At 69.1% G+C, this 22,506-nt stretch carries 23 protein-coding genes; 17 read left to right on the top strand and 6 right to left on the bottom strand.

Features of this window, described 5'->3' with window-relative positions; translation table 11 throughout:
• Window position 1: 1 nt before the first annotated feature.
• The 4 genes from PVK74_RS10695 to PVK74_RS10680 all read right to left on the bottom strand — a co-directional run bounded on the left by PVK74_RS10695 (window position 2) and on the right by PVK74_RS10680 (window position 3,263).
• Window positions 2–892, bottom strand: a complete 891-nt coding sequence (locus tag PVK74_RS10695; protein ID WP_274478991.1) for a PrgI family protein — start codon at window positions 890–892, stop codon at window positions 2–4.
• Complete coding sequence (locus PVK74_RS10690) at window positions 889–1,806, bottom strand: conjugal transfer protein TrbL family protein (RefSeq protein WP_274478990.1); 918 nt, start codon at window positions 1,804–1,806, stop codon at window positions 889–891. Before PVK74_RS10690 ends, PVK74_RS10695 begins: the two co-directional genes overlap by 4 nt.
• A 10-nt stretch (window positions 1,807–1,816) precedes the next feature.
• A complete protein-coding gene (locus PVK74_RS10685) occupies window positions 1,817–2,113 on the bottom strand; it encodes a pilin (protein WP_274478989.1) in 297 nt (98 codons plus the stop codon).
• 373 nt (window positions 2,114–2,486) lie between these two features.
• A complete protein-coding gene (locus PVK74_RS10680; RefSeq protein WP_274478988.1) occupies window positions 2,487–3,263 on the bottom strand; it encodes a hypothetical protein in 777 nt (258 codons plus the stop codon).
• Window positions 3,264–3,668: 405 nt separating this feature from the next.
• Here PVK74_RS10680 and PVK74_RS10675 point away from each other — a divergent pair, with 405 nt between their 5' ends.
• The 11 genes from PVK74_RS10675 to PVK74_RS10625 all read left to right on the top strand — a co-directional run bounded on the left by PVK74_RS10675 (window position 3,669) and on the right by PVK74_RS10625 (window position 11,965).
• Window positions 3,669–4,118 (top strand): hypothetical protein, encoded by a 450-nt coding sequence (locus PVK74_RS10675; RefSeq protein ID WP_274478987.1) that lies wholly within the window; start codon window positions 3,669–3,671, stop codon window positions 4,116–4,118.
• A complete protein-coding gene (locus tag PVK74_RS10670; protein ID WP_274478986.1) occupies window positions 4,111–4,953 on the top strand; it encodes a TRM11 family SAM-dependent methyltransferase in 843 nt (280 codons plus the stop codon). Before PVK74_RS10675 ends, PVK74_RS10670 begins: the two co-directional genes overlap by 8 nt.
• A 645-nt stretch (window positions 4,954–5,598) precedes the next feature.
• Complete coding sequence (locus PVK74_RS10665; RefSeq protein WP_274478985.1) at window positions 5,599–5,826, top strand: hypothetical protein; 228 nt, start codon at window positions 5,599–5,601, stop codon at window positions 5,824–5,826.
• A gap of 72 nt (window positions 5,827–5,898) precedes the next feature.
• Window positions 5,899–6,801, top strand: coding sequence for a hypothetical protein (locus tag PVK74_RS10660; protein ID WP_274478984.1), 903 nt, complete (start codon window positions 5,899–5,901; stop codon window positions 6,799–6,801).
• 44 nt (window positions 6,802–6,845) lie between these two features.
• Window positions 6,846–7,856 carry a DUF4192 domain-containing protein gene (locus PVK74_RS10655; protein WP_274478983.1) on the top strand — a complete coding sequence of 337 codons (1,011 nt, stop codon included), beginning with the start codon at window positions 6,846–6,848 and terminating at the stop codon, window positions 7,854–7,856.
• Between the two features lie 28 nt (window positions 7,857–7,884).
• Entirely contained in the window at window positions 7,885–8,337 is a 453-nt protein-coding gene (locus PVK74_RS10650) for a hypothetical protein (protein WP_274478982.1), read from the top strand.
• Between the two features lie 70 nt (window positions 8,338–8,407).
• Entirely contained in the window at window positions 8,408–8,686 is a 279-nt protein-coding gene (locus tag PVK74_RS10645; RefSeq protein ID WP_274478981.1) for a hypothetical protein, read from the top strand.
• A 175-nt stretch (window positions 8,687–8,861) separates the two neighbouring features.
• Window positions 8,862–9,047: a hypothetical protein gene (locus tag PVK74_RS10640; RefSeq protein WP_274478980.1), complete on the top strand. Its 186-nt coding sequence runs from the start codon at window positions 8,862–8,864 to the stop codon at window positions 9,045–9,047.
• The gene (locus PVK74_RS10635; protein WP_274478979.1) at window positions 9,044–9,610 is read left to right on the top strand and encodes a hypothetical protein; all 567 of its coding nucleotides are present in this window, start codon (window positions 9,044–9,046) and stop codon (window positions 9,608–9,610) included. The genes PVK74_RS10640 and PVK74_RS10635 overlap by 4 nt, the downstream gene beginning before the upstream one ends.
• A gap of 385 nt (window positions 9,611–9,995) precedes the next feature.
• Window positions 9,996–10,673 carry a GGDEF domain-containing protein gene (locus PVK74_RS10630; protein ID WP_274478978.1) on the top strand — a complete coding sequence of 226 codons (678 nt, stop codon included), beginning with the start codon at window positions 9,996–9,998 and terminating at the stop codon, window positions 10,671–10,673.
• Complete coding sequence (locus PVK74_RS10625; protein ID WP_274478977.1) at window positions 10,670–11,965, top strand: hypothetical protein; 1,296 nt, start codon at window positions 10,670–10,672, stop codon at window positions 11,963–11,965. Before PVK74_RS10630 ends, PVK74_RS10625 begins: the two co-directional genes overlap by 4 nt.
• A 69-nt stretch (window positions 11,966–12,034) precedes the next feature.
• On the opposite strand, the gene PVK74_RS10620 is transcribed toward PVK74_RS10625, so the two are convergent.
• Together PVK74_RS10620 and PVK74_RS10615 are read right to left on the bottom strand one after the other, a co-directional pair.
• A complete protein-coding gene (locus tag PVK74_RS10620) occupies window positions 12,035–12,514 on the bottom strand; it encodes a GNAT family N-acetyltransferase (protein ID WP_274478976.1) in 480 nt (159 codons plus the stop codon).
• Complete coding sequence (locus PVK74_RS10615; RefSeq protein WP_274478975.1) at window positions 12,511–15,624, bottom strand: orotidine 5'-phosphate decarboxylase / HUMPS family protein; 3,114 nt, start codon at window positions 15,622–15,624, stop codon at window positions 12,511–12,513. Before PVK74_RS10615 ends, PVK74_RS10620 begins: the two co-directional genes overlap by 4 nt.
• A 750-nt stretch (window positions 15,625–16,374) precedes the next feature.
• Between PVK74_RS10615 and PVK74_RS10610 the strand changes: the two genes are divergently transcribed.
• The 6 genes from PVK74_RS10610 (at window position 16,375) to PVK74_RS10585 (ending at window position 22,408) form a co-directional block, all read left to right on the top strand.
• Entirely contained in the window at window positions 16,375–17,808 is a 1,434-nt protein-coding gene (locus PVK74_RS10610) for an APC family permease (protein WP_274478974.1), read from the top strand.
• The gene (locus PVK74_RS10605; protein ID WP_274478973.1) at window positions 17,805–18,830 is read left to right on the top strand and encodes an acetamidase/formamidase family protein; all 1,026 of its coding nucleotides are present in this window, start codon (window positions 17,805–17,807) and stop codon (window positions 18,828–18,830) included. Before PVK74_RS10610 ends, PVK74_RS10605 begins: the two co-directional genes overlap by 4 nt.
• Window positions 18,820–19,689: an SAM-dependent methyltransferase gene (locus tag PVK74_RS10600; RefSeq protein ID WP_274478972.1), complete on the top strand. Its 870-nt coding sequence runs from the start codon at window positions 18,820–18,822 to the stop codon at window positions 19,687–19,689. Before PVK74_RS10605 ends, PVK74_RS10600 begins: the two co-directional genes overlap by 11 nt.
• Window positions 19,690–19,854: 165 nt before the next feature.
• Complete coding sequence (locus PVK74_RS10595; RefSeq protein WP_274478971.1) at window positions 19,855–20,529, top strand: GOLPH3/VPS74 family protein; 675 nt, start codon at window positions 19,855–19,857, stop codon at window positions 20,527–20,529.
• 27 nt (window positions 20,530–20,556) lie between these two features.
• On the top strand, window positions 20,557–21,210 hold the full coding sequence (locus PVK74_RS10590; RefSeq protein ID WP_274478970.1) for an N-acetyltransferase: 654 nt from the start codon (window positions 20,557–20,559) through the stop codon (window positions 21,208–21,210).
• A gap of 418 nt (window positions 21,211–21,628) precedes the next feature.
• Complete coding sequence (locus PVK74_RS10585; protein WP_274478969.1) at window positions 21,629–22,408, top strand: hypothetical protein; 780 nt, start codon at window positions 21,629–21,631, stop codon at window positions 22,406–22,408.
• Window positions 22,409–22,506 lie beyond the last annotated feature (98 nt).

Genomic DNA, 22,506 nt, shown 5'->3' with positions numbered 1-22,506 from the left:
TTCACGATGTGCTCCGTAGGGTGATCGGGGCGTCCGGCACTGCTCGGGGGCCAGGCACAGGTGGGGAGAACGGATCGACCGCGTTCGCGAGGGCCGAGGCAACGGCCGGCCCGTCCAGAGCGGCGGCTTCGACACCGAGCCCGGACAGGGCACGCACGGCGGTGTCGGCCGCATGCTCGCCGGTGACGACGGCGAGGACCTGGCGGCGCAGCGGATCCCGCTGGGCGTCCAGGTCGAGCAGGAACTCGGCGTAGTCGTCGGCGGCGGCCTGCAACGCCGGATGCGGCAGGCGCGGCGCGTGGTCGACGGTCGCCTGCGCGTAGACGGTCAGGTCGTGCCGCTGCGCGGCAACGACGATCTGCGCCGGCCCGGTCAGGCTGTTGAGGAAGCGGCCGAACCCGTCCAGCAGCGCGCCCTGCTCGCTGCTGGTGCGCAGGTGGATGTTCGTGGTGCCGCAAGCGATCAGCACCTTGTCGCTGCTCTCGCTGGTGAGGACTCCGGCCGGTGTGACCTTCGTGACCGGCGAGCGCAGCGGCGCCGGGACACTCGGCTTGCCAGCCACGACCGCGACCGAGCTGGCCCGAGCCCTACCCGGGGTGAGCGTGCGCGGGCTCTGGGCGAGCGCGAAGCCGTGCCGCAGCCACGCGTCCAAGGGCAGGCCGTCGCGGCGGCCGAGCGCCACCACGATCGCGATAGCGAACACGATGACTCCGGCGACGATCCACGCCACCGGGGGCAGCAGGGGACCGAAGGTGCGGTAGAGACCGAACTCGGCGAGCGCTGTGCCGCCGATGATGCCCAGCTGCCGGAACGTCAGGCCGAACGCAATGCGGTCAGCCTCGTTGACATTGGCCGGGACAACGGCGCGCGGGGTGGTGTCCTCGTGGGTCATCGCCCACCTCGCACGGCGGTGCGCCCAAGACGGCCGAGCGGCAGGTGGCGGGTGACGCCCTGGATGAACACCGCGCGTAGCAGAATCCCACCGATGTTCGGCGATCCCGTGCGCGTGACGTACTGGCGCATCATTCGTGGGATCTTGATTGTGACCCAGAGCACGACGATGACGAGCATGAGGTTCACGGTGTCGGAGCCGGGCAGGCCGAGCAGGATCGGCAGGTTCGCCTCCGGGTCGATCAACAGGCTGATGCCCGCCGAGAACGCGACCGCCTGCAGCGTGGGTGTGGCCAGACAGCCCAGCAGGGTGCGCCACCACAGGTCGGCGGCACCCTGCGTCCACGGGGTGGCGTAGCACGCGAGGGCCACCGGCGCGACACCGGCCAGGACGACCAGCACCCCGATCCGCACGAGCCAGGTGCCGACGAGCATGAACATCAACACGACGATGAGCAGCCCGATGATCGCCATCAGGAGGGCGCCGCTCTCGTCGGTCATCGCGGAGGCGATGCGAGCCCGGACGAAGGTGACCGCCTCGGTGGTCGGCGCGGACGTGCCGGCCATCGACACCGTCAGGGCGTTGGCGATGTCGATGAGCACACCGGTCATCGGGACCGCGAACGCGGACAGGACGAACCCGACGACAAGCCGGGGGATCAACTCCTTGATGCCGTAACGCATCTCGACCGAGCCACCGACCATCGCGGCGACACCCACGGCGACGATCGCGAGGATGAAGCAGGCGTTGACAACCAGCGCGCTCTTGCCGGCGATCGAGGCCACCTGCGGCAGGACGGTGACGTCCGGCGATACGAAGATGGAGGATGTCAGGAAGGCCAGCAGGCCGCCGAGAAGGTCGACAACCTTCTCGGCGAGCCAGCTCACCAGGCCGTCCATCAGCCAGTCGACCACGGTGGCCGCCTCAGCCGCCGAGGATGCCCTGCAGCGCCTGCAGGATCACCGGGGCCAGCACCGCGAGGGCGTAGCCGATCAGGGCGGACTTGAAGTTGCCCTTCGCCTGCTCGACCTGGGCCGGGTCGCCGCCGGCGGCCATGTACCGCAGGCCGCCGATGACCAGGAACATCGTCGCGACCAACGCGATGATGCCCATGACCCAGCCGGTGATGTTGGAGATGACCTGGGCGATGGAGTGGGGGCCTCCGCCATCAGGGGCGGGGGCGGCGAAAACGAGGTCGTTGAGGATAGAGATCGTGTGCATTGCGGCGCTCCATGAGGGATCTGTGGGCCGCCGCGGTGGGAACCGGGCGAAGGACCGTGTGGTCCGGTGGGGGCGCTCCTCCCTTGCGTGGTGCGAAGGGATCGTGGTGTCAGTACGCCGCGCCAGCCATGCCGGACCGGTGGCCTCGCCGGAAGGAGTGGTCCCCACCGGGCGGGCATGCCGTGGATGACATGCACCGTCCAGATCTCGGCTGTCAGGCCGATCGAACCCGCCCCACGCCTGTCACACCCTGACGAAACCGGTCAGCGACTCACGTTGCCTCCGCTTGTGATGGCGTGGAGGACCGCGAACGCAAAGAGGCCGCCCCAGGCGAAAACCGGGGCGGTCTCGTGTCGAGATGAGCGGGGCGTTGTTAGGCCGCCATGGTCGCTTCGCGGCGGATGGACGAGTGGATCGGGCCGGACAGTTCGCCTCGTGTGACGGCTGCGGCCACGATGCGCTCGGCTCGCCTTCTGCGCATGCGTAGGGCCGATGCGGTGACGCCTTGCTCGGCGGCCAGGTGTTCGATCAGGGCGTCGCCGAACCGGGTTGCGCTGATCAGCTCGGCGGCTTCGGTGGTGATCAGGCCGGCGGCGGCTGCTCGGCCGAGCAGCAGGTCCGGGTGCCCGTAGGGCATCCTCGGCGAACGCGACCCGCTGGACAGGTCCAGCGGCAGTTCCTCGCCGTCGTCGGGCTTGACGACCGCGGCGCCGGCGCGCCATGCCGCCCAGCACAGCCGCAGCCACAGCCGGGGCGGGGCGAGATCCGCCGTGCGCAGTGCCTGGAGGAACCCGGCGAGGACTTCGGAGTCAACGTCGTCGGCGTGCCGGGCGTAGCCGCGGCTGATCTTCGCCGCGAGGTGCGTCAGCGCAGGCAACGCCACGCCGATCGCGCCGACGACCCAGGCCGGTCCCCATTCCCGGGCGTGGTGGGCCATCTGCCGCCACAGCTCGTCGGTCGTGGTGCTGTCGTAGCGCTCGAACATCAGCAGCCGGCGTAGCTCGTCCAGCGGCATCGTCTTGTCCGGCAGGCCCGGCACCGGCCGGGCGTCGAACACCAGCGGTGCAGGTTCGCAGGTCAGCAGCTCGAACGCCTTCTCCGCCGCGGTCAGCGCCGTGTCGGCAGTCCTCGTGTGGGTGGTTGTCGCCATGGTGTCCCCCTCGACAGGGGCCGTCGCCTGGTGCGAAGGCCCCGAGGCTCTCGATTGGGACAGCCCGACCTGACACCAGAAGCGTTTGTCAGACCGGGGACAGGTTGTGTCCGGTCGTGTCAGGTTTCCCCGCTGTGCCGACGGTTCGCGCGCCCGTTGATGCGGCTGTCAGGCGGCCGGGTGACGGGTTCTGTCAGGTCGGGGGCGGGTTCGATCCGGCTGCCAGCGGCGCACTGGGGATCGTCAGTACGCCCCGCCGGTCCGGGGGCCACCGTGCCTATGACCGATAGAAACCCGCGCCGCGCGCCGGTTCCCGTGGGGGATGTGGTGCCCGGCGACCCGCCCGTGCCGATCACCGTATGGCCGGTTCCCGCCCCGGACAGGGGTGAGACCATGTCCAACGCGATGGGCGTGCGGCTGGTCCACAACCTCACCCACCCGTCCGATCTGGTCGTCGACCTGGCCGTGGGGCCGCAGCTGGCCCGTGCGGTCATCGCCGCGCATCGGCGCAGCCACCTGCACGCGCCTCGGCAGGTCGGCTGGGGCCGGGAGGCGGCGACGTTGATCGTCACCGGCTGGCCGGTCGACGGCACCGCCTCGCCAGTCGAGTTCTTTCTGCGCTGCCGTGCCAGCCTCGTGCCGGGCGGTTGCGTGGTGGTGCTGCTGCCGCACGGCGATGTCGTCCTGCCGGTTGATGTGGTCATCGCCGCCAGGCGGGCCGGGCTGGCGTACCTGCAGCACATCGTGGCGGCCGACCGGCCGCCACGGCGTGGCCAGCGAGCACAGCTGGACATCCACACCGACGTGCTGATCCTGACCCGCAGCGCGACGCAGACCGGAGGCGCCGATGGCTGAAACCCTGCCAGTCACCTCGGTCTGGCTGACCTGCCAACAGCCCGCCCGTGACCAGCGGCGAGGCCGCTACGTCCCGCAGACCTCCAGCCATCCCGGAAAGATGCTCCCCAACGAGGCAGCGCACGCTATCGCCTCGTACACCGCGCCCGGTGATCTGGTGTTCGACCCGATGTGCGGATCGGGCACCACCCTCGTAGAGGCCATGCACCTCGGCCGAGACGGGATCGGAATCGACATCGAGCCCCGATTCACCGCGCTGGCCGAAGCCAACGTCGCCCTCGCCGCGTCGCAGGGCGCCGACGGCACGGCGAAGGTGCTCACCGGCGACGCCACAGGCCTGCTCGACATGGTGCCCGCGTCCGCGGTCGGCCGCGTGAGCCTCGTGCTCACCTCTCCGCCGTACGGGCGCGGGACCCACGGCCTCGTACGGACAACGAGTACCGGGGTACGCAAGCGAGACCACCACTATGGGGACCGGGAGCGCGGCAACCTCGCCTACGCGGGATGGTCCCGCTTGCTCGACGGGTTCGCCGCGATCCTCGCCGCCAGCTACCAACTGCTGCGTCCCGGCGGGACCGTGGTGATCACCTGCCGACCGGTACGCCGCCAACGGGACGACCTCATCGACCTACCCGGCGAACTCCTCGCCGTCGCACAGTCGGTGGGGCTGATCCCAGTGGAACGGTGCGCGGCAATGCTCGCCGCCGTCCGCGACGGGCAAATCGTGCACCGGGCCAACATGTTCGGGCTGATGGCGGTCCGCCGCGCCAGAGACGAAGGCGTGCCCGTGCACCTGGTGGCTCACGAGGACGTGCTGGTCCTGCGGCGTTGCTGAACTAACAACGCCCGCGGCGTTCAGGAATCCTGAACGCCGCGGGCAGGCCGAAAGCCGGGCGGTCGCCACCGAACAGCGTAGCGGTCCCACGGCCGCCCAGACGGAGGCAGGAGGCGGCGGCCTAAAGCCACCTTCCGCCAGGCTCTATCTCCGGGCCGGCGAGGTGACGGCCAGACAGCGGACGGTCCCGCTGGCCGCGGCCCGCGGGTGACCGGCGAGCGAGTCCGATCCAGAAAACAGCGGGACCGGTTCGCTCGGGGCGATGAGTCCCGCACCCGGTATCCCGTCACTGGCCGGGCAGAGCGGGACCCGACGGCTGCCGCGATCAGCATGCGGTACCGCAGTCCCGCCGGGTCCCGCTCCGACGAGCAGACCTGACAGGAGCGCGATCATCGCCGGGCTGTCAGGTTCGGTCAGGAGGCCGAACCTGACAGCCCGGCCGACAGGACACCCCGCACGGCTAACCTGAGGTTTCTCCTTAACTTCTTATCTGCCTCTGATCTGACGCCTCGCGCGACGGCATCGCGCCCACCACTTCCGGTCGGCCGACGCCGCCGGCCTCAGATCCGGCACCACAGACCCCCACGTCCCTCGCCCACGCGACCGGGGCGCGGCATCCCCATCCCTTCAGGCGGCCACCACCCGGTGGCCGCCTTCTTCATGTCCGAAGGAGGACCAATACACCTGACACACGGCGGCTTCCGCGCCGACCATCACAGCGCAGCCCCGCCTGATCTCCTCAGCGGTGTCACCGCACTCGGCGGCGAGACCAACCGTTCCCGCCTGGCCCACACCATGGCGCTGGCTCCATGCGCCGAGGCGGTCACGGACACCCACCTGGTCATCGCCGGCAAGCGGGCGGCGCAGCGATGACCAACGCGAGCCTTACGGACAAGATCCGCACCCTGCACGCCGAGACGATCGCCGCCATCGAGCAGCGAAGCAATGCGCCTGCTGCAGCCGGCGATGGCGGTCTACCCGAAACATGTCATCGACGTGACACCCATGCCGAATGAAAGCGACCAGCCTGGGCCGCAGCGGTACCGCATCACCGTGCAGGTCACGCTCCAGACATGGGTAACGGCCACCCGCCAGGCCGACGCGTACGAGGCCGCCCGCGTGATTGTGGAGAGCCACCTGCCTGGGCTCGCTGACGCTGGTATCACTCTGACCGGGCTGACGTGGCGGGCCGCAAACGGCGCCGACGCCGTCCCGCTGGACGACATCGATGCGGGTGCGCGGGCCGTGGCCGGCGCGGCGCAGCTGACCGAATTCGCAGACGACCTCACTGCCGCGACTGCGGTACGTGACGCGGCGGTTCAGGCTTTCGCCGACCTGCGGCGCAGCATCCGCGCCCGCGCGGTCCGCGGCCTGGTCGACGACGAGATCGGTGGCATCTATCAACAGACAGCTGAGCGGGTCGACCGGTTCCTGGTCGATCTCGGGCTCGACCGGCTGCCTCGGGCACACCACGTCACGGTGGTCGCCGACCTGACGCTGCCGGTCGGCACGGGCACGGCGCGGGATGCCTGCGACGCGGCACGGGAAGTGATGCGGGCGGCCACCACCAGCAGCCCGGACGAGATGCGGCCGTGGACCGCGTACGGCTGGACCATCCCCGAGTACGCCATGTGCGACGAGGACGGCTGGCGGATTCCGTGGCGGCACGAGTACGACATGCGGCTCCGCGGCCACGCCACCTCCGACGACGCGACAGCGGCGGCCGAAGCCCTTGCCCGCGCGGACCTGGCCCGGGCGCTGGCCGGCATCGACTACGCCCTCGTCACGGTGACCGCCAGCGCCGAGGCCGTCGGTATCGACATCTACCTGGACCCCGACCGCGACTAAACCCTCTGCCATCTACCGACCCGACATCCGCATTGGAGATCATCATGCCGTTCTCAGACAACAAGCTGACCGTACGATCCCCAGCAGACCTGGTGACCGCGGTGCCGTACCTGCTCGGCTTCCGACCCAGCGACGGCAGCATCGTCGTAATCGCCAGCAGGGACCGCCGCATCGTCTTCGCCGCCCGCAGCGACCTGCCCACCCCCAGCACCCCCGCAAGCCAACCCGTCGACCTCGCCGCCAACCTGATCCCGGTCGTGCGACGGCAGCAGCCGATCACCGACCTCATGATCGTCGGCTACGGGGACACCGACCACCTTGATCCGGCACTGCGCACTGTCGGCGAGGCCTTCACGGCCAGCGGTATCCCCGTCCGCGAGCTGCTGCGGGTCACCGGTACACGGGTCTTCAACCTCGACTGCGACAACCCCGCCTGCTGCCCACCCCAGGGAACCCCGTTCGACCCCACCGCCTCACTCATCGCCGTGCAGGCAACCGCCGCCGGGCTGGTCGCGCTACCGGACCGGGCGGCCGTGGCCGCCCGGTCCGCGCCCGTCGACGGTGCCGCCCGTGACGGCATACGCGACGCGACCAGGGCAGCGGCCACCCGCCTGAAGACGGTGAGCGCCGCCGGCAGCACCGGCGTTGACGAGGCCGGCGCGCAAGCGGTCCGCGACGCGCTGCGACAGCACGACGGCGGCAAGCGCCTCACCGACGACGAGGTGGCCTGGCTCACCCTGCTCCTGAAGCGGCCATCGGTGCGGGACCTTGCCGTAGACCTCACCGAGCCGAATGACCGGCACGTCACGCTCTGGGCGGACGTCACCCGCCGCGCCGAGGAGGCGCTCGTGCCGGCACCGGCAACCCTGCTCGCCGTCACCGCGTGGCGCTGCGGTGACGGCGCCCTCGCGGCCATGGCAGCAGACCGTGCCCTGCAGGTCGACCCCGCATATGGGCTCGCCGGCCTGCTGCGGCAGGCGCTGCACGCCGGACTCCCGCCATCAGTGTTCGAGCAGGCAATCGCCACCGACCGAACCAACCCCTCGGGTCAGTAGCCAGCCACTCAAAGGCAGGAGGAACATGATGGATCCCACTCGTAGCCTGCTACTTGCCCTCGCCAGGCACGCCGAGGAAGCTCGGCTGCGCTGGAACGCCGAACGAGCCGCCGTGCGGGCTCGCGGCGAAACGCCGGCCCACAGCGAGGCGTACGCCTACCACGTCCAGGCCAACCTGTGCCTGATCACCGCGATCGGCGCGGCGGACCTTCCGGCGAACTTCCGCATCTCCGACATCACGCTGTCCCGCGACCCCGTCGCGGCGGCCGAACAGCTGCGTCAGGTCGTGTTCGCCTACGACCCCAGCGGCGCGATCGAGGCCGCGCACGAGGCAGCGCGCCTGGCCTACAAGGCGGCCTTCGCTGAACCCGTCACCGCACAGGAACAGCAGTACATCGACCTGCTCGCCAGCCTTCCCGCCGCGCGGCGCGACAAGGTCGTCGACCTGGCCGAGGAACGCGCCCGCCACGCCGAGGCATAAGAAGCGGTCATCCGGCGACCCACCGGCCCCCCTGCTGGGTGGGCTTCTGTACACCCCTGTGAAAGGAACGATGAGCGTCTACACCCTCACACCCAAGCCCGGCTTCGAGCGCTACACCATCCAGGTCGGCTGGAACCCGCATCGCACCTTCTTCGCGACCGTCGTCGACTTCGCGTGGGATCCGCTCACCGACCCCGACAACGAACCCGACACGGCTCGGGTCGGCCTGGTCGAGGCGATTCTCGACCCGGCCGAGGTGCTCCTGGCCGTCGAACCCTACGCCCACATTCCGGCTGACCTGGCCGCCGCACTGCGCGCCGACCAAGCCGCTCACCCGGTGCGCCGTTAACACGAACACCAAAGGCACGTCGTCGCACCGACGCCGGGACCGCATCGCACCCGCAGACAACACGTTCTGATTCACCGGCCGTCGCCCGGCCGTCCCGCGCGAAACCCCGCGCACCATCCGGGCACGGCCGACGCGCCGTGCCCGGATTCCAACCAACCCATTCAAGGGGGAATCCATGCCCACCAACGACAAACGCATGGTCGTGCGTCGGCGCACCGAGTCCCGGCAGCACCGGCAAGCCGGCGCGCACATCCTCGCGCAACGGCACAGCACCCAGCACGACGACCTGGAACATCGGGCGGTCCGAGGCCAGCACGCCGTGATCGGCTCGACCGACGCTGCCACGGCGGTGACCGCATGACCACCCCGAACATCCCCAACATCCCGCTACAGCTGGCCGGTCGGCCCACCATCGGCGGGCTCGTCGTACCGTGGACCACCGCCCGCACCCCCGATGGCCGGCACCGGTTTGGCACCGTCGACCTCCACCGGCACAACCGAGCACTGACCGACCTACTCTGCCAAACCTGCGGGGCCCAGCTCGGCGCGCGGATCGTCTTCGCGATGCGCGACAGCGACCTGCGGCTGCTCACCAGCCCCGAACCCGGCATGCACCCGGTATGTGCCGCCTACTCGGCAACCGCATGCCCGATGCTCGCCGGGCGGATGAACCACTACCGGACCACGTCCCTCGCCGAGCAGCTGGCCGACCTCGGCGCCCTGTCCCAAGGCGATCCCACCAGCCAGCGAGCAGGCGCACCCGCCGAGCCCTGGCAGCTGGTCTGGGCCACCGGCTACCGGCCCTTCACCAACCCGCTCACCCATCAACTCGCCGCGCTGCTGCTGCCCGACCAGATCCTGCGCGTACGGCCGACCGAGATTCCCTCCAGCCTCAACCCCGGAACGAAGGCCAACCCCGAATGAACGGCCGCCTGCCCGGCTGGCCGTGCGGACGTTCGACAGCCGCCGCAGGCTGCCGATCCCGTACGTCAGCGAGCACGACGACGGCAGCGGGAACTTGCATACCGGTGAAGCGACTCCGGGCCGGCCAGTACCCCGCCCGAGTGAGCGAAGCCTGGAGCATCGGCGGCTCCACACCGCTGACCACATTCGCCGACTGGTCTCTGTCGATGGTGCCTCTCAAGGGAGGCAGCCACGGCCGTGCCGCGAACCAAGCGGCACATGCAAGAAAAACGGCCCGCCACCACGCGGGCCGTCGTCGCATCAGGACCCGGGACGCCCGCCTACGAAACGTCGCGTCCCGGGTTCTCCAACCAAATGGAGGACTCCAGTGTCCCTACCACTGATCATGATCGCCACCACCTTGGTGGCGTTCACCCTCGGCGGCGTCACCATGTGGCCGTTCATCCGCCGGCTCCGCGATCGGCTCGCCGACGCCATCTGGCAGCTGGAACACGACCCGGTAACCGGCCTGCTCAACCGCGCCGGCCTGCTCGTCGCGTACGCCACCCTCGCCGAGGCCGACAACGCTGGGCCCATCATCGTCGCCCTGATCGACCTCGATGACTTCAAACCGGTTAACGACACCCACGGCCACGACCAGGGGGACGACGTCCTGGCCGCAATTGGCAAACGCATCCGCGACATCGCCGCGCTCCATGACGGCACCGCCGGGCGGCTTGCCGGCGACGAGTACGCGGCACTGCTGCCCGTCCGCACCCACGACGTGGCCCGCATCGCCGACACGTTCGTCGCCCTGATTTCCCAGCCCGTCGAACTCACCGCGGACGGCGAACCTGTCACGGTCACCGTCACCGCCAGCGTCGGCCTGGCGCTCGCCGAAGCCACCGACCCGTTCGAAGAGGTGGCCCTACGCCGCGCTGACATCGCCATGTACCACGCCAAACACCACGGCCGGAACCGTCACACCGTCTACGAGCCGGGTATGGCGATGCCTGCCGCTGACGGCCGTCGAGGACCTCGCCTGCGCGACCGCCGGCAGCTGAACGACAAGGCGACGGCATGACGGCCGCACGCGAGGAGATGGCCTGCCAGATCTGCCTCTCCCCACTGAACACCCTCGGTACACCGCCCACCTACGTGCACCCGATCCAACTCGTCACCGACGGACACGAGCCCATACCCGTCCCGGTCAGCCAGCTCGACACCGTACGCCGCACCTGCGATTTCTGCGGCGACCCATACCCGACGTGGACGCTCCTCGGCGGCGAAGTCGCCGCCGTCGCCATAGGAGAAGCCGGGGGACTGGTGCAAAACTTCGGCGGCGCATGGGCAGCCTGCGCGACCTGCCAGACCTACATCGACGACGGCAGAAACGACATGGTCGTCGACCGAGCAGTGCACGCGCTCAGTCTCGGCAACCATCCGCAGGCGCGAGAACGTGTCGAGCAACTGCACCTGGCGTTCCTGAACGCCCGGGTCCCGGGACGCACGCTCATCACGACGACCGCCTGGCCCGCCACAGCTATCACCGCCCGCGACCTACCGAAGGTGCGCGACGGGCTCGCCCGCTTCTACCGACGCAACGACGGCCTCCCCGTCGCGCTCGTCGCCACCGACGCACGCCAACAGATCGCCGCCGGCCTGGACCGATCACGCCTGTTCTGGATCGACAGCGACTTCACCAACCTGGCCGAATACGCCGCAGAGAAACTTCCCGACGTCACCATCAGCCGCGACCTCATGCCCTCGACGGACGGACTGCTCGTCTGGTCGCGACCAGTGACACCCCGGCAGATCACCGCCGCATCCTGGACCGCCAACCGCGACGGCTGGCAACTGGTCAACTACCGCACCATCGGCGGAGGACTGGACGGCAAACCGCTCCAGCGACTCCGCGAACACGTGGGCTGGCTCGCCCCGACGAACACCGCCCAAGTGCACGATCAGCACGCGCTGCCCGGCGACCATCCAGCGGCACCGCTGCTCGCGACGTGGCTACTGGTCGTGCAGCAGGCCGCTGAAGTCACGACAGCGCAAGTCGACAAGGCCGTTCGCAAGACGTACGCCCGCACCAACCGGCCCGCGCCCGAGGTGCGGATCGTCCGCATCCGCGCCAACCGCAGCACCACGACGACCGGCACCCAATCGGCGCCCGGCGACTCAGGACCCTCCCAAACCAACCGGTTCTGGGTGTCCGGCCACTGGCGCAACCAGCCATATGGACCGGGCAGAGCGCTGCGACGCCCCGTCTACATCAACCCGTTCCTCAGAGGCCCCGACGACGCCCCGATCAAACTCAGCACAACCGTGCGCATGCTCAGCAGTCGCAAACCGAAGTCAGAAGATCATGAGTAGATGCGGTTAATCCGGTGGGGGCAGGCCCGAAGTCTCTGCCCCCACCGATATCCACGAGAGTTGCTGGGGTCACGGTCCGATCCGGCGCTCGTACACAGCACGATGTTTCCCGGGCCCCTTGTAGTCATGGATAACCGACACTCCCTGCTCTATGGCACCGCCAGGAACGTTGACGAAGCCCAACGCGAGCCAGGCTCCGTGCGCGGCGTGGTTGTCCGGTTCTGATGTGAGGAATAGGCGGCGGCATCCCCAGAGGGCGCCTTGGCGGTCAACTTCTTCTACGAGCGCCCGCGTGATTCCTGTCCGGCGGTGACTCGGGTGCGTCATCACGTCCTGCAGGTAGATCTCTGACAAGTCGACCTGGCTTCGGAAGGCGATCACGCTGCCGACGACCTCTCCATCGATGATGGCGAGTGGGCAGGTATTGGCGAACAGCGTGGCGTACAGCCAGTAGTCCGATGAACCCCGAAGCCTGATGTACGGCTCTCCCAGTGCCAGCAGTTTCTCGAGGTCGGGGATGCGGTCGACCGTGAGTGGGGTGATGATCATGAGCGGTTTCCTTCGGTGAGTTCGATCGATGCGGCGAGGTCCCGCGCGGCAACGGCGGGATCCAGGGAGTCGGTGACTCCGCGACCGACGACGAGGATGTCCCATGAGTGTCGTCTGCTGGCCTCGACGTCCGCGGGTTCGAAGCCGCCGGAGACCGCGACCGGCAGCTTGGTCCATGACCTGATGAGTTGTGCCTGGTCGAGAGGGTGGAAACCGGCTACGCCCAGGTCGATGTTTGTGGTGATGGCGAAGCCGTCGACTCCCGCGCGTTCCATGTCCTGGACCCAGCGTTGGATCAGCCGGCCTTCGGGCACGTCGATGACGATGGGGACGGCGAGGCGTTTGCTCGCTTCGACGGCTGCGGACACGCTGGCAGTGCTGGCGGGTCCGATGAGCAGCACGACATCAGCTCCGGCCTCGGTCGCGAGGACCACCTGATCGCGTCCCCAGTCTGCGGACATCATCTCGGCGACGATCCACGCGCCAGGGGTTCGCTGCTTGATGGCGCTGATGGCTTGAATTCCGACGCTCTTGATGAGCGGGTCGCCGATCTCGATGAATTGCACGCCAGCGGTAGCGGCGGCCTGTGCGACGGTGATGGCGTAGTCGACGTCGCGGACATCGAGCGCGACTTGAAGTGCGCGCCTGTCTCGGAGACGGCGGAAGGCTTCCTTGCTGATGCCTGGTGCTGTGCTCGTGGCCGTGGCGTAGGGGGCGAGCAGGTTGGCTTCGGTGCGAACGAGCCAGTCGGCCGAGGCGACGCCCTGGTTGACCAGAGCGGATTGGACGTTCATGGGTAGCCGTAGGGTGCCGGTGCGGATCTCTCGTAAAAGGCCGAACAGGGCGCTGCGAGATGAATCCTCGTCTTGGATCGGTTGCCTGCCGGATTTGAGTAGGAGCCGCTGCGCGGCGACTCGGACATTGCGGGGACCGTTTCCCCATGCCCCCTGGGCCCTGATGACCAGGTCGGCGGCCGAGTCGTCGTGTCCGACTCGGGCGGCAAGCCCTTGAAGGAGGCGCTCGCGGACGTGCCAGTTCCGGTCGTCGAGGAGAGCGGCGAGTAGGTGTTCCACGCCGGGTGCGGCCGAGCGGCCGATGGCTTCGGCGACGGCTGCGCGGACCTTGTAGTCGCGGTCCGCGGCCAACGATTCCATGATCGAGGCCATCGTGTGGTGTGGGATGGCGCGGCCCGCTCGGATCCCCTCGGCGAGGGCGGCCCGGGCTCGCCAGTCTGGGTGGGCCAGAAGTGCCTTCAGTTCTTGGGAACCGCCGTCGTCGGTGGCGAGGAAGACGTAGAAGTGTCGGGCGATGAACACCGCGTCTTCAACGGTGTCGAGTTGCGCGAGACGGACGAAGTCGTGGATGGCCGCGATGGGCAGCCGCGTCTCCACGCACGCCACGATGTCGGACCATACTGCCGGGCCGAAGCGGCGCAGCACCCGCAGCATCCACCGGGGGTACTCCGCACCGAGCGCCGAGGCGGCTGCGCTGGTGTGCAGGAGAGCTCTGGCGAGGGGAAGGCCGTTGTCGTGCAGGCACCGGGAGGCACACACGCGCAGCACCTCGGCGGTGGCAAAGGCGGGGGCATCGCTGGTGAGGTCGAGCATCAATGGCAGCGTTTCGGTGATGCTGACCGACGGTGACTGCGCGACGGCGGCCAGCAGTTCCGGTGAGGTCGCATCCAAGCCCTGCAAGAGGAATTCCAGGACGCCTCGCAGGTCGGCCGACGTGCTCGTGCGAGCGGCCAGGTCGTTGAGCAGCTCGATGGTGACGGTCGAGCGTCCATGGGACTCGATGAGCTGGGCGAGCCACCGTGCGAAGAGGTACTCACGAATGACGTCGTGATGGAACATCCAGCCGCCAAACGGGCCGGACCGCACGAGCCTCGCGGCCGAGGACACGGTGAGGTCACCGACGTTCCCTGGCGGATCGCCTTGGATTGCGGGAAGGAGGGGGTGCGGCCATGCGGAGGCGAGCTGCCGTCGCGCGAGTGCCGTCAGATCCGCCGTCGCACGTTCGACGTCCAGGCCCGCCGCCTTCAAGATCGAGGCGACGCAGAATTCCACGAGCCGGTAGGCGTTGGCTTGCCCGAGCGGCTCGGTCGACTTCGCGGCCCGGATGAGGCTCATGTACAGCGGCAGGCGAGCCAAGTTACGAATCTTCGCGGGCAGGGCGTCGAACGGGGGCTCGCTTGCATCCCGCTGCGCGTTCCACACGTCGCGGGCCGTGCCGACGTCCCAGCGGTCCAGCCGCAGCGACGGGCCGGCACCATGATCCTGGCCGGGCATGACCGCTGCGGCCAGGACGGGGTAGGGCGCCAGCTCGACGTCCGGCGGTGTGCGTAGAACGAGGAGGAACCTCAGGTTGCCCGAGAGCACCTGCCGCAGCGTGCCGTCGAGCTGGCGGCAGACCTTGTCCACCACGGCGCGGGACTGCGGACTGTCGATGACGACAAGCAGCGGCCTGGACAGGCTCCGGCTCTCATCCTCTAGGGTCAGCAGCGGATCCTCGCCGGCCGGCAGGGAGCCGTAGCGGAGGATCTCCCGCGCCAGGTCGATGTTTTCGGTCCACGAGTCCGCGGTCAGCAGCTGAACATCCACCCCAGGAGCCTGAGACGCCACATGGCGCGTGAAGCTGGTCTTGCCGCAGCCCGGGGGGCCAGCGACCAGGTAGACGCGCGCCGCCGAGGCGAGGAAGTCCGCAGCCTGCCGCTGGACGTCGGCCGGAGGCGTGTACACGAGGTCGTCGGGCTGCTGGCCACCGAGCGCCGCGAGGATGGCAGACGTCCGTTCCCTGGAACGGGCGCCGAGATCTTGTATTGCGGGCCCTGGGCTGCCGGCAGGCGGGGGCGAGCCGTTCGAACTTGCGGCCGCTGACGCTTTAAGGGTCTGGGCGAACCGCTGTTTGACCTCGATCGGCGACCGCGCCAGATCGACATCGAGCATCTGCTGGGTCTCATAGCGCATGCGGGTCGCGGCACCGCGCTTCTCCCAGTTGGAGACGGCCGCCGGATTAACGCCCAAGTGCTCGGCGAAGCCGCGCACGCTCATGCGCAGGGCCAGGCGTAGTGCTCTCGCCTCGCGGCCGGTCCACCGCCGTACCGTCTCCACGGGATATCCCCCAGGCTATGCACTGAGCGTCATTGTCGCAGTCGGCAGCGTAGTAGACGACGGCGGGCGCAGACGAGCTGAAACTAGGACAACACTAGAACGTCCACGCATCGTCATGGGACAGGCCGAACCCGCAGGCTGGTCGCACAGACAACCACGGCGATGGATGGGCGCTGCGACTTCGCGCTACCTCCACTGCTGTGGCAGCCCTCGCGTTTGCGAGCAGCGGTGATGGTGGAGGTGTCCTCGTGGTCGTCGACGTGCGAAGCGACAGCGTGCGTGACGCGCTCGCTATGCCGCTTCCGACCGCGGTAGTGAGTGGCTGGCGCAGCCCGGCTCGCCTGTCTCGGGGGTCTTCACCCTCGAGGGTCTGCCGCGCTGGCGTGGTTGCGGTGCGTCGCTGCAGCCCGTTCGGGGTGCTCGGTCAGCGGGCCTACCGGGGGCTCTGCGGTTGCCAGCTGAACGGCCGTGGATGCCGAGGACCTCGAACAGTTCGTTCTGGAGCCGGCGACGCCGGCACCGGGTTTGGTGGCGGACGGCGCGCCCGAGGAACTCGGCCCATCGTCCGCCGCTTGTCTTTCGCCCTCGGCGGCTGTGCCCAGGACCTGTCCATGATCTGGCCCCTCTAGCAACCGATTCAGCAGCTCCCGACGATGCGTCTGCCTTCGAAGCCGCTGCCGCCGCTTGGCCAGCTCGAGCACTGGCGGAAGTGAGCTGGCGTCGCTGACCGACAGGAAGGAATGAAACAGCATGCACACTAGGCAGATAGCGCCTCCGCCGGAGATCGGCTTGGCGCAGGCGTCGCCCGACTCCTCGCGGTTCGGATACCGACCGGAGCTGCGCCGCTCACTCGGCTTCGCCGACCTGCTCTTCTACGGGCTGGTGTTCATGGTGCCGATCGCGCCTATGGGCATCTTCGGATCCGTCTACTCCGGCGCCGGCGGGATGGTCGCGCTGGCGTACGTCATCGGCATGGCAGCGCTGGTGTTCACTGCCGCCTCATACGCCCAGATGGTCAAGGCGTTTCCCCTTGCCGGGAGTGTGTACAACTACGCCGGGCGAGGGATCGGCGCACCGGTCGGGTTCCTCGCTGGCTGGGCGATCCTGCTGGACTACGTGCTGGTGCCGAGCCTGCTGTACCTGATCGCCGCGGTGGCGATGCACTCCACCGTGCCGGCGGTTCCAGTGTGGGTCTGGCTGGTCGGCTTCGTGCTGATAAACACCCTGGTCAACTACCGGGGAATCCGGATGACCGCCCTGATCACCCGAGTGATGCTCGTCGGCGAGGTCATCGTCCTGGTGATCTTCCTTGCCGCCGCGGGCCGCGCCCTCGCGCAAGGCAAGGGACAGGGCTTCTCCTGGACGCCGCTCTACAACCCCGACACGTTCACCTGGGCGCTGGTGTTCGGCGCGGTGTCGATCGCCGTGCTCAGCTTCCTCGGCTTCGACGGCATCTCGATGCTGGCCGAGGAGAACAAGGGCGGCGCGGGGCAGATCGGCCGGGCCATGGGCGCGGCGTTGGGTGTGGCCGGATTGCTGTTCATCGCCCAGACCTGGATGGCCGCGCTGCTGCTGCCCAACCCGGATGGCCTCCTCGTCAATGGCGATCCGGAAGGCACCGCGTTCTACGACGCCGCCCGGCTCGCCGGTGGTCCCTGGCTGGCCACCCTGTGCGCGGTCGCCACGGCCGTCGCCTGGGGCGTGGCGAACTCCCTTGTCGCGCAGGTCGCCACCTCGCGGCTGCTGTACGCCATGGCCCGCGACCGGCAGCTGCCGAAGTTCCTGGCCAAGGTGTCGGTGCGCCACAGCGTGCCCACCCACGCCATCACCCTCACTGCGCTGGTGTCGCTGACGATCGGCCTCTACATGAACTGGCGCGACGATGGCATCGCACTGCTGTCCAGCCTGATCAACTTCGGCGCGATGACCGCGTTCCTCGTGCTGCACCTCGCCGTCATCTGGCACTACCTGGTCCGCCGACGCAGCCGCAACCTGATCGCACACCTGATCCTTCCGGGCATCGGATTCGCCATCCTCGCCTACGTCGTGGTCAACGCCAACGTGGCCGCCCAACGCCTCGGCTTCGTCTGGCTCACCCTCGGCCTCCTGGCCCTGGCAGGTCTGTACGCCGCCGGCCGCCGCCCCGAGCTGTCCGGACTTGCCAGCGGACGGGAGGCGGCATGACCAGCACGGTCACCTACCAGCCAACCGAAGACGAGCTGCGTTACACCTTCGGCGCCCACCCGGCGGTCGCCGAGATCAAGCCGGGCAGCCTGCTTGTCACCAGTACTGAGGACTGCTTCGGCGGGGCCGTGCGCACCGTAGACGACCTGCCGTCGAAGGTGTGCCAAGCATTTAATCCCGTCACCGGCCCCTTCCACGTGCTCGGCGCAGAACCTGGCGACACCCTCGGGCTACACTTCGCTGCCATCACCCCGGCCCGCGACTGGGGCATGTCAGCAACCTTCCCGCACTTCGGGGCACTGACCGCGACCCACACCACGCCGATGCTGCACCCACCGCTCGAGGAGCGGGTGTGGCGCTACACCATCGACACCGCGGCAGGCACGGTGACCTTCCACGCCCGCCGCTCCGGCCATGCGATCGTCATGCCCCTGGAGCCGATGCTCGGCACCGTGGGACTGGCCCCGGCCGGCGGGGAAGCCCGCTCCACGGTCGTACCTGATGCGCACGGCGGGAACCTCGACACTCCAGAGATCCGCCCCGGCACCACCGTGTACATCGGCGTCAACGCCCCCGGCGCGCTGTTCGCCATCGGCGACGGCCACGCCCGCCAAGGCCAGGGCGAGGTGTGCGGCGTCGCGGTGGAGACAGCCATGAACGTCACCGTTGCTGTCGACCTGATCAAGGGCGTGGCCACACCATGGCCGCGCATCGAGACCGACCACCGGATCATCTCGGTCGGTGCCGCCCGGCCCCTAGAAGACGCGTACCGGATCAGCCAGCACGATCTGGTCACCTGGACCGCACAACTGACCGGCTTGGAGCTGCTCGACGCCTACCAGGTCGTCTCGCAGGCCGGCCGAGCCGCACCCGGAAACGTTTGCGACCCGCTCTACACCATGCACGCCGCCCTCAACAAGGCGATCTTGGCAGGCGTGAACCCCTACGACGGAGTGCACCAGCGGCTGCGCCGCATCGCCGAGGCCCCAAGCGAGCAACCGGGGAAAGACCATGGGAACTGAGGCGATGAGCTGGGCACCCGCCGAGGTCGACCTGACTCGTCCGAATGCCGCACGGATGTACGACTACTTCCTCGGTGGCAGCCACAACTTCGCCGCGGACCGTCACGCCGCCGATGCCGTACTCGCCGTCGCACCCCATGTCGCCGACGCGGCCCGCGCCAACCGCGCGTTCCTGCGCCGCGCCGTCCGCTACGCACTCCAGCAGGGCATACACCAGTTCCTCGACCTCGGTTCGGGGATACCGACCGTGGGCAACGTCCACGACATCACCCGCCACGACGACATCAATGCGCGGGTTCTTTACGTCGATGTCGAGCCGGTAGCCGTGGCGCACGCTAGAGCACTGCTGGGCAATGATCCGCGGGCCGATGTCATCCAGGCCGACATCTGCTTTCCGGATTTCATCCTCCAGAACCCCACCACGCAGCGGCTGATCGACCTCACCCGTCCCGTCGCCGTTCTCTTCGTCTCGGTCCTGCACTTCATCCCCGGCGACGTCAACGCCATCGTGGAACCGTTCCGCGCCGCGATGCCCCCTGGCAGCGCCCTCGTCATCTCCCACGCGACCTCCGGCACGGCCACAAGCCAGACCGATGAGGTGCAGAGGCTGTATCAGCGCACGCCTACCCCACTTCAACTGCGCGCCCCCGCAGAGGTCGAGGCGCTATTCGGCGACTTCGCCATGGTCCCTGCCCACGCGCCAGCAGCGAAGTCGGCGAGCAACGCAGCGCTCGTCCCTGTTGCTCGGTGGCGCCCTGATCCCGAGGACCAGATCGAGAGGGGACACGGGTCAGCCAGCCCCTTCCTCACCGGCTTCCTAGCCGGGGTCGGGATGAAAGGAGCAGCAGCTCGTGAGTGAACCTCCTCGGCTCGCTACCCGCAGGGGACCATCCCTGCCCACTGCCAGCTGGGTACTGATGTTCATCGGATCCGGGGGACCCACCGAAGGCGGCAAGTGGGCGTCCGCCCAGGTTGCGCGCCAGCCTGCGGCAGGCTGCGTCCAGACCCCGGAAGGGGTAGGCCGATGAGTTTTGCTCGGCTGTCGCTACGCGATGAGTTGTTCCTGCTCGGTCATGACGACGACGCCGGCCACCCGCATATCCACCGCCAAGCCTTGGCGTTGGGGCTGGCCGGCGCGGTCCTGATCGACCTGTTTCTCGCCGGGCGGATCGTCCTCGACCCGAACGACGACCGTTTGTCCGGAGATCGGTGGCTGCGGCTGCACACCGATCAACCGCTCGGAGACCTAATCGCGGACAGTGCCATCGGCTTTATCCGCTGTGGGCGTGCAGCACCACCGGTGAAGGCGTTCCTGCGCGGCTTCGCCGACGACCTATACGAGCGCACTCGCGCCGGACTCGTCGCCGCCGGGATCCTCCGGCAGGTCACTCGCCGGCGCCTCGGCGGCCTTGCCCGCACCGACACCTACCTCGCCACCGACACCAAGTGGGCGGTCGTCGCCCGCGCACGCCTGCGGTACGTCGCTCAAGGCCGTGAGCAGCCCGACAACCACACCGCCGCACTCGCCGGACTCGTCGCCACCCTCGGCCTCACCGGCCACCTCTACCTCAACGACGACAGTACGACCGTGACGGCATACCTGAAGGCCGTCGCCGGCCAGCACCACCGGTCGGTGCGGGACATCACCGCCGCCCTCGACGCCGCCGTCGGTGACCTCGCCACCGCACCGTACCGGTGAAGCGAGACCACAAGGACATCTAATCCGATGGAGAGCCTGGTGCACATTCGCGCTGCCCGTTGGGCAGACAAGGATCTGGTTGCCCTGCTGATCGCCGACGCCCTGCACCCCACACCGCTCGCCGCGTGGCTGGTGCCCAAACCAGGGCAGAGGTGCCAGGTGCTGACCGAGGTCGTGGCGATCTGGGTGGAGCACGCCCTGTTCTTCGGCGACATCCACCTCACCGACGACCTGACCGCCACCGCCGTCGGCTTCCACCGCTACCGACCCATCCCACCGCCGGCCAACTACCGGACCCGGCTCACCGACGCCGCGGGACCACACGCCGACCGCTTCGACCTGCTGGACACGCTCCTTGCCAAGAAACAGCCCACCGAACCGCACTACCACCTGGCGTTCCTCGCCGTCCGCACCGACGTCCAACGGGGCGGCTGTGGCGTCGCGCTGCTGGCCCACCACCGAAGCCGCCTCGACCGTATCGACCTGCCGTCCTGGACTGCGGTCCTTGCGGGCGGGGAGCACCTGCTCGCCCGATACGGCTACACACCCCGACCGGCGATCACCCTGCCGGACGGCCCGACCTTGCAGCCGATGCGCCGCAACGCTCGCCACGGCAGCAGCGTCATGCCGATCAACCCGGCCCGCCCGGTCGACAACCGCTGGCACGGCTTCCATGCCTAGCGCCAGCGCTCCCGTCACAAACAGCCCCACCGGTGACATCCACAGGCAGCTGACCACCCCCAACCTGAAGCTGATTCCGCGAATCATGGCCTTTCCAAGCAGATATCCTCCAGACCTGATCGACGCCGTCGTGCAGCGCGTCACGGATGCCCGCCGAGTCAGGGCATACGGCGCCGTCACCGCCGTCGCCCGTCAGATGAACCTCGACCCGCGCCTGGTCCAGAAGTGGGTCACCAGAGCCACCGCCCCAGTCCCGCCCCAGCCATACCGGCCGGCCGCCGACACCTACGAGATGTACCTGCCGCCGAGACTGCTGCACTGCAGGTTCTGCCAGCAGCCGATGGCCCACGCCGAGTCGCACGACTCTGGGCAGGGCTACCAGTGCCAGCAGGGTTGCAGACCCCGGCCCCTGGATAGCGTGGCCGTCGCCGACACCGTCGGTCGCGCGATCCTGGCACGCGCCGCTCGGATCATCCCGTCGGCCAGCACGCCGACCCCGCCACACCTCGCAGCCGTCCACGCTCACCGCGTCCTCGCCCGCATCACCGTCGGTGCCACCCCCAGCGACGTCACCCTCACCTGGCGCGCCACCCCTGCTCCCGAACCCGGCCGGTTCGAGGCCGAACGCGCACAGCGTGTCGCCACCGCCCGCAACCTGGTCCTCAGCGATCCGCTGCGCGCCCGGCAACTCCTGCACGACAGCCTCACCGGCGTCGACCCCGCCACCGCGCCCGCCGACGCGGTGCACGCGGAAGCCGCCATCCTGTTGGCCGAACTGCAACTCCGCCTCGGCCACCCCGCCGACGCCATGAGCTGGGCCACCTACGCCCGGGCCAGCACGGCCCACCTCCACGGGCCCACCCACCGGCGGGCCTTGCACGCCCTCCACGTCCTCGCCGCTGCCCACTCGCGCGGCGGACACCATCAGCGCGCCTACCACCTCTACCGGGAACTCACCGGCCACCTCACCAAATCCGACGGCCCGCACGCCCAGCAAACCCTCGCCGTCCAAGCAGCCACCGCCCTCATCCTGCACGCCCTCGGCCACTGCCAAGCCGCCCGCACCCTCCTCGCCGACACCATCACCACCCACCGGCGCGAGCACCCCGGCCACCCCGCCACCGCCCACATGACCCGGCACCTGTCCCGCATCTGGCGCGAGTGCGCCATCAACGGCCACCAGCACCAGGACGCCTGACCGCCCGCCTCGCCCTGATAGGAGGTCCGCCGTGACCGCACGCCCCCTCCCCTCAGAACAACTCGCGGTACTACAGCGGCTCGGCGGCGATTTGTACG

Source organism: Micromonospora chalcea (assembly GCF_028768405.1).
In the GTDB taxonomy this organism is placed as follows: Bacteria; Actinomycetota; Actinomycetes; order Mycobacteriales; family Micromonosporaceae; genus Micromonospora; species Micromonospora chalcea.
Note: the sequence above shows the minus strand (reverse complement) of the source record. Positions and strands in the feature narration are given on the sequence as shown.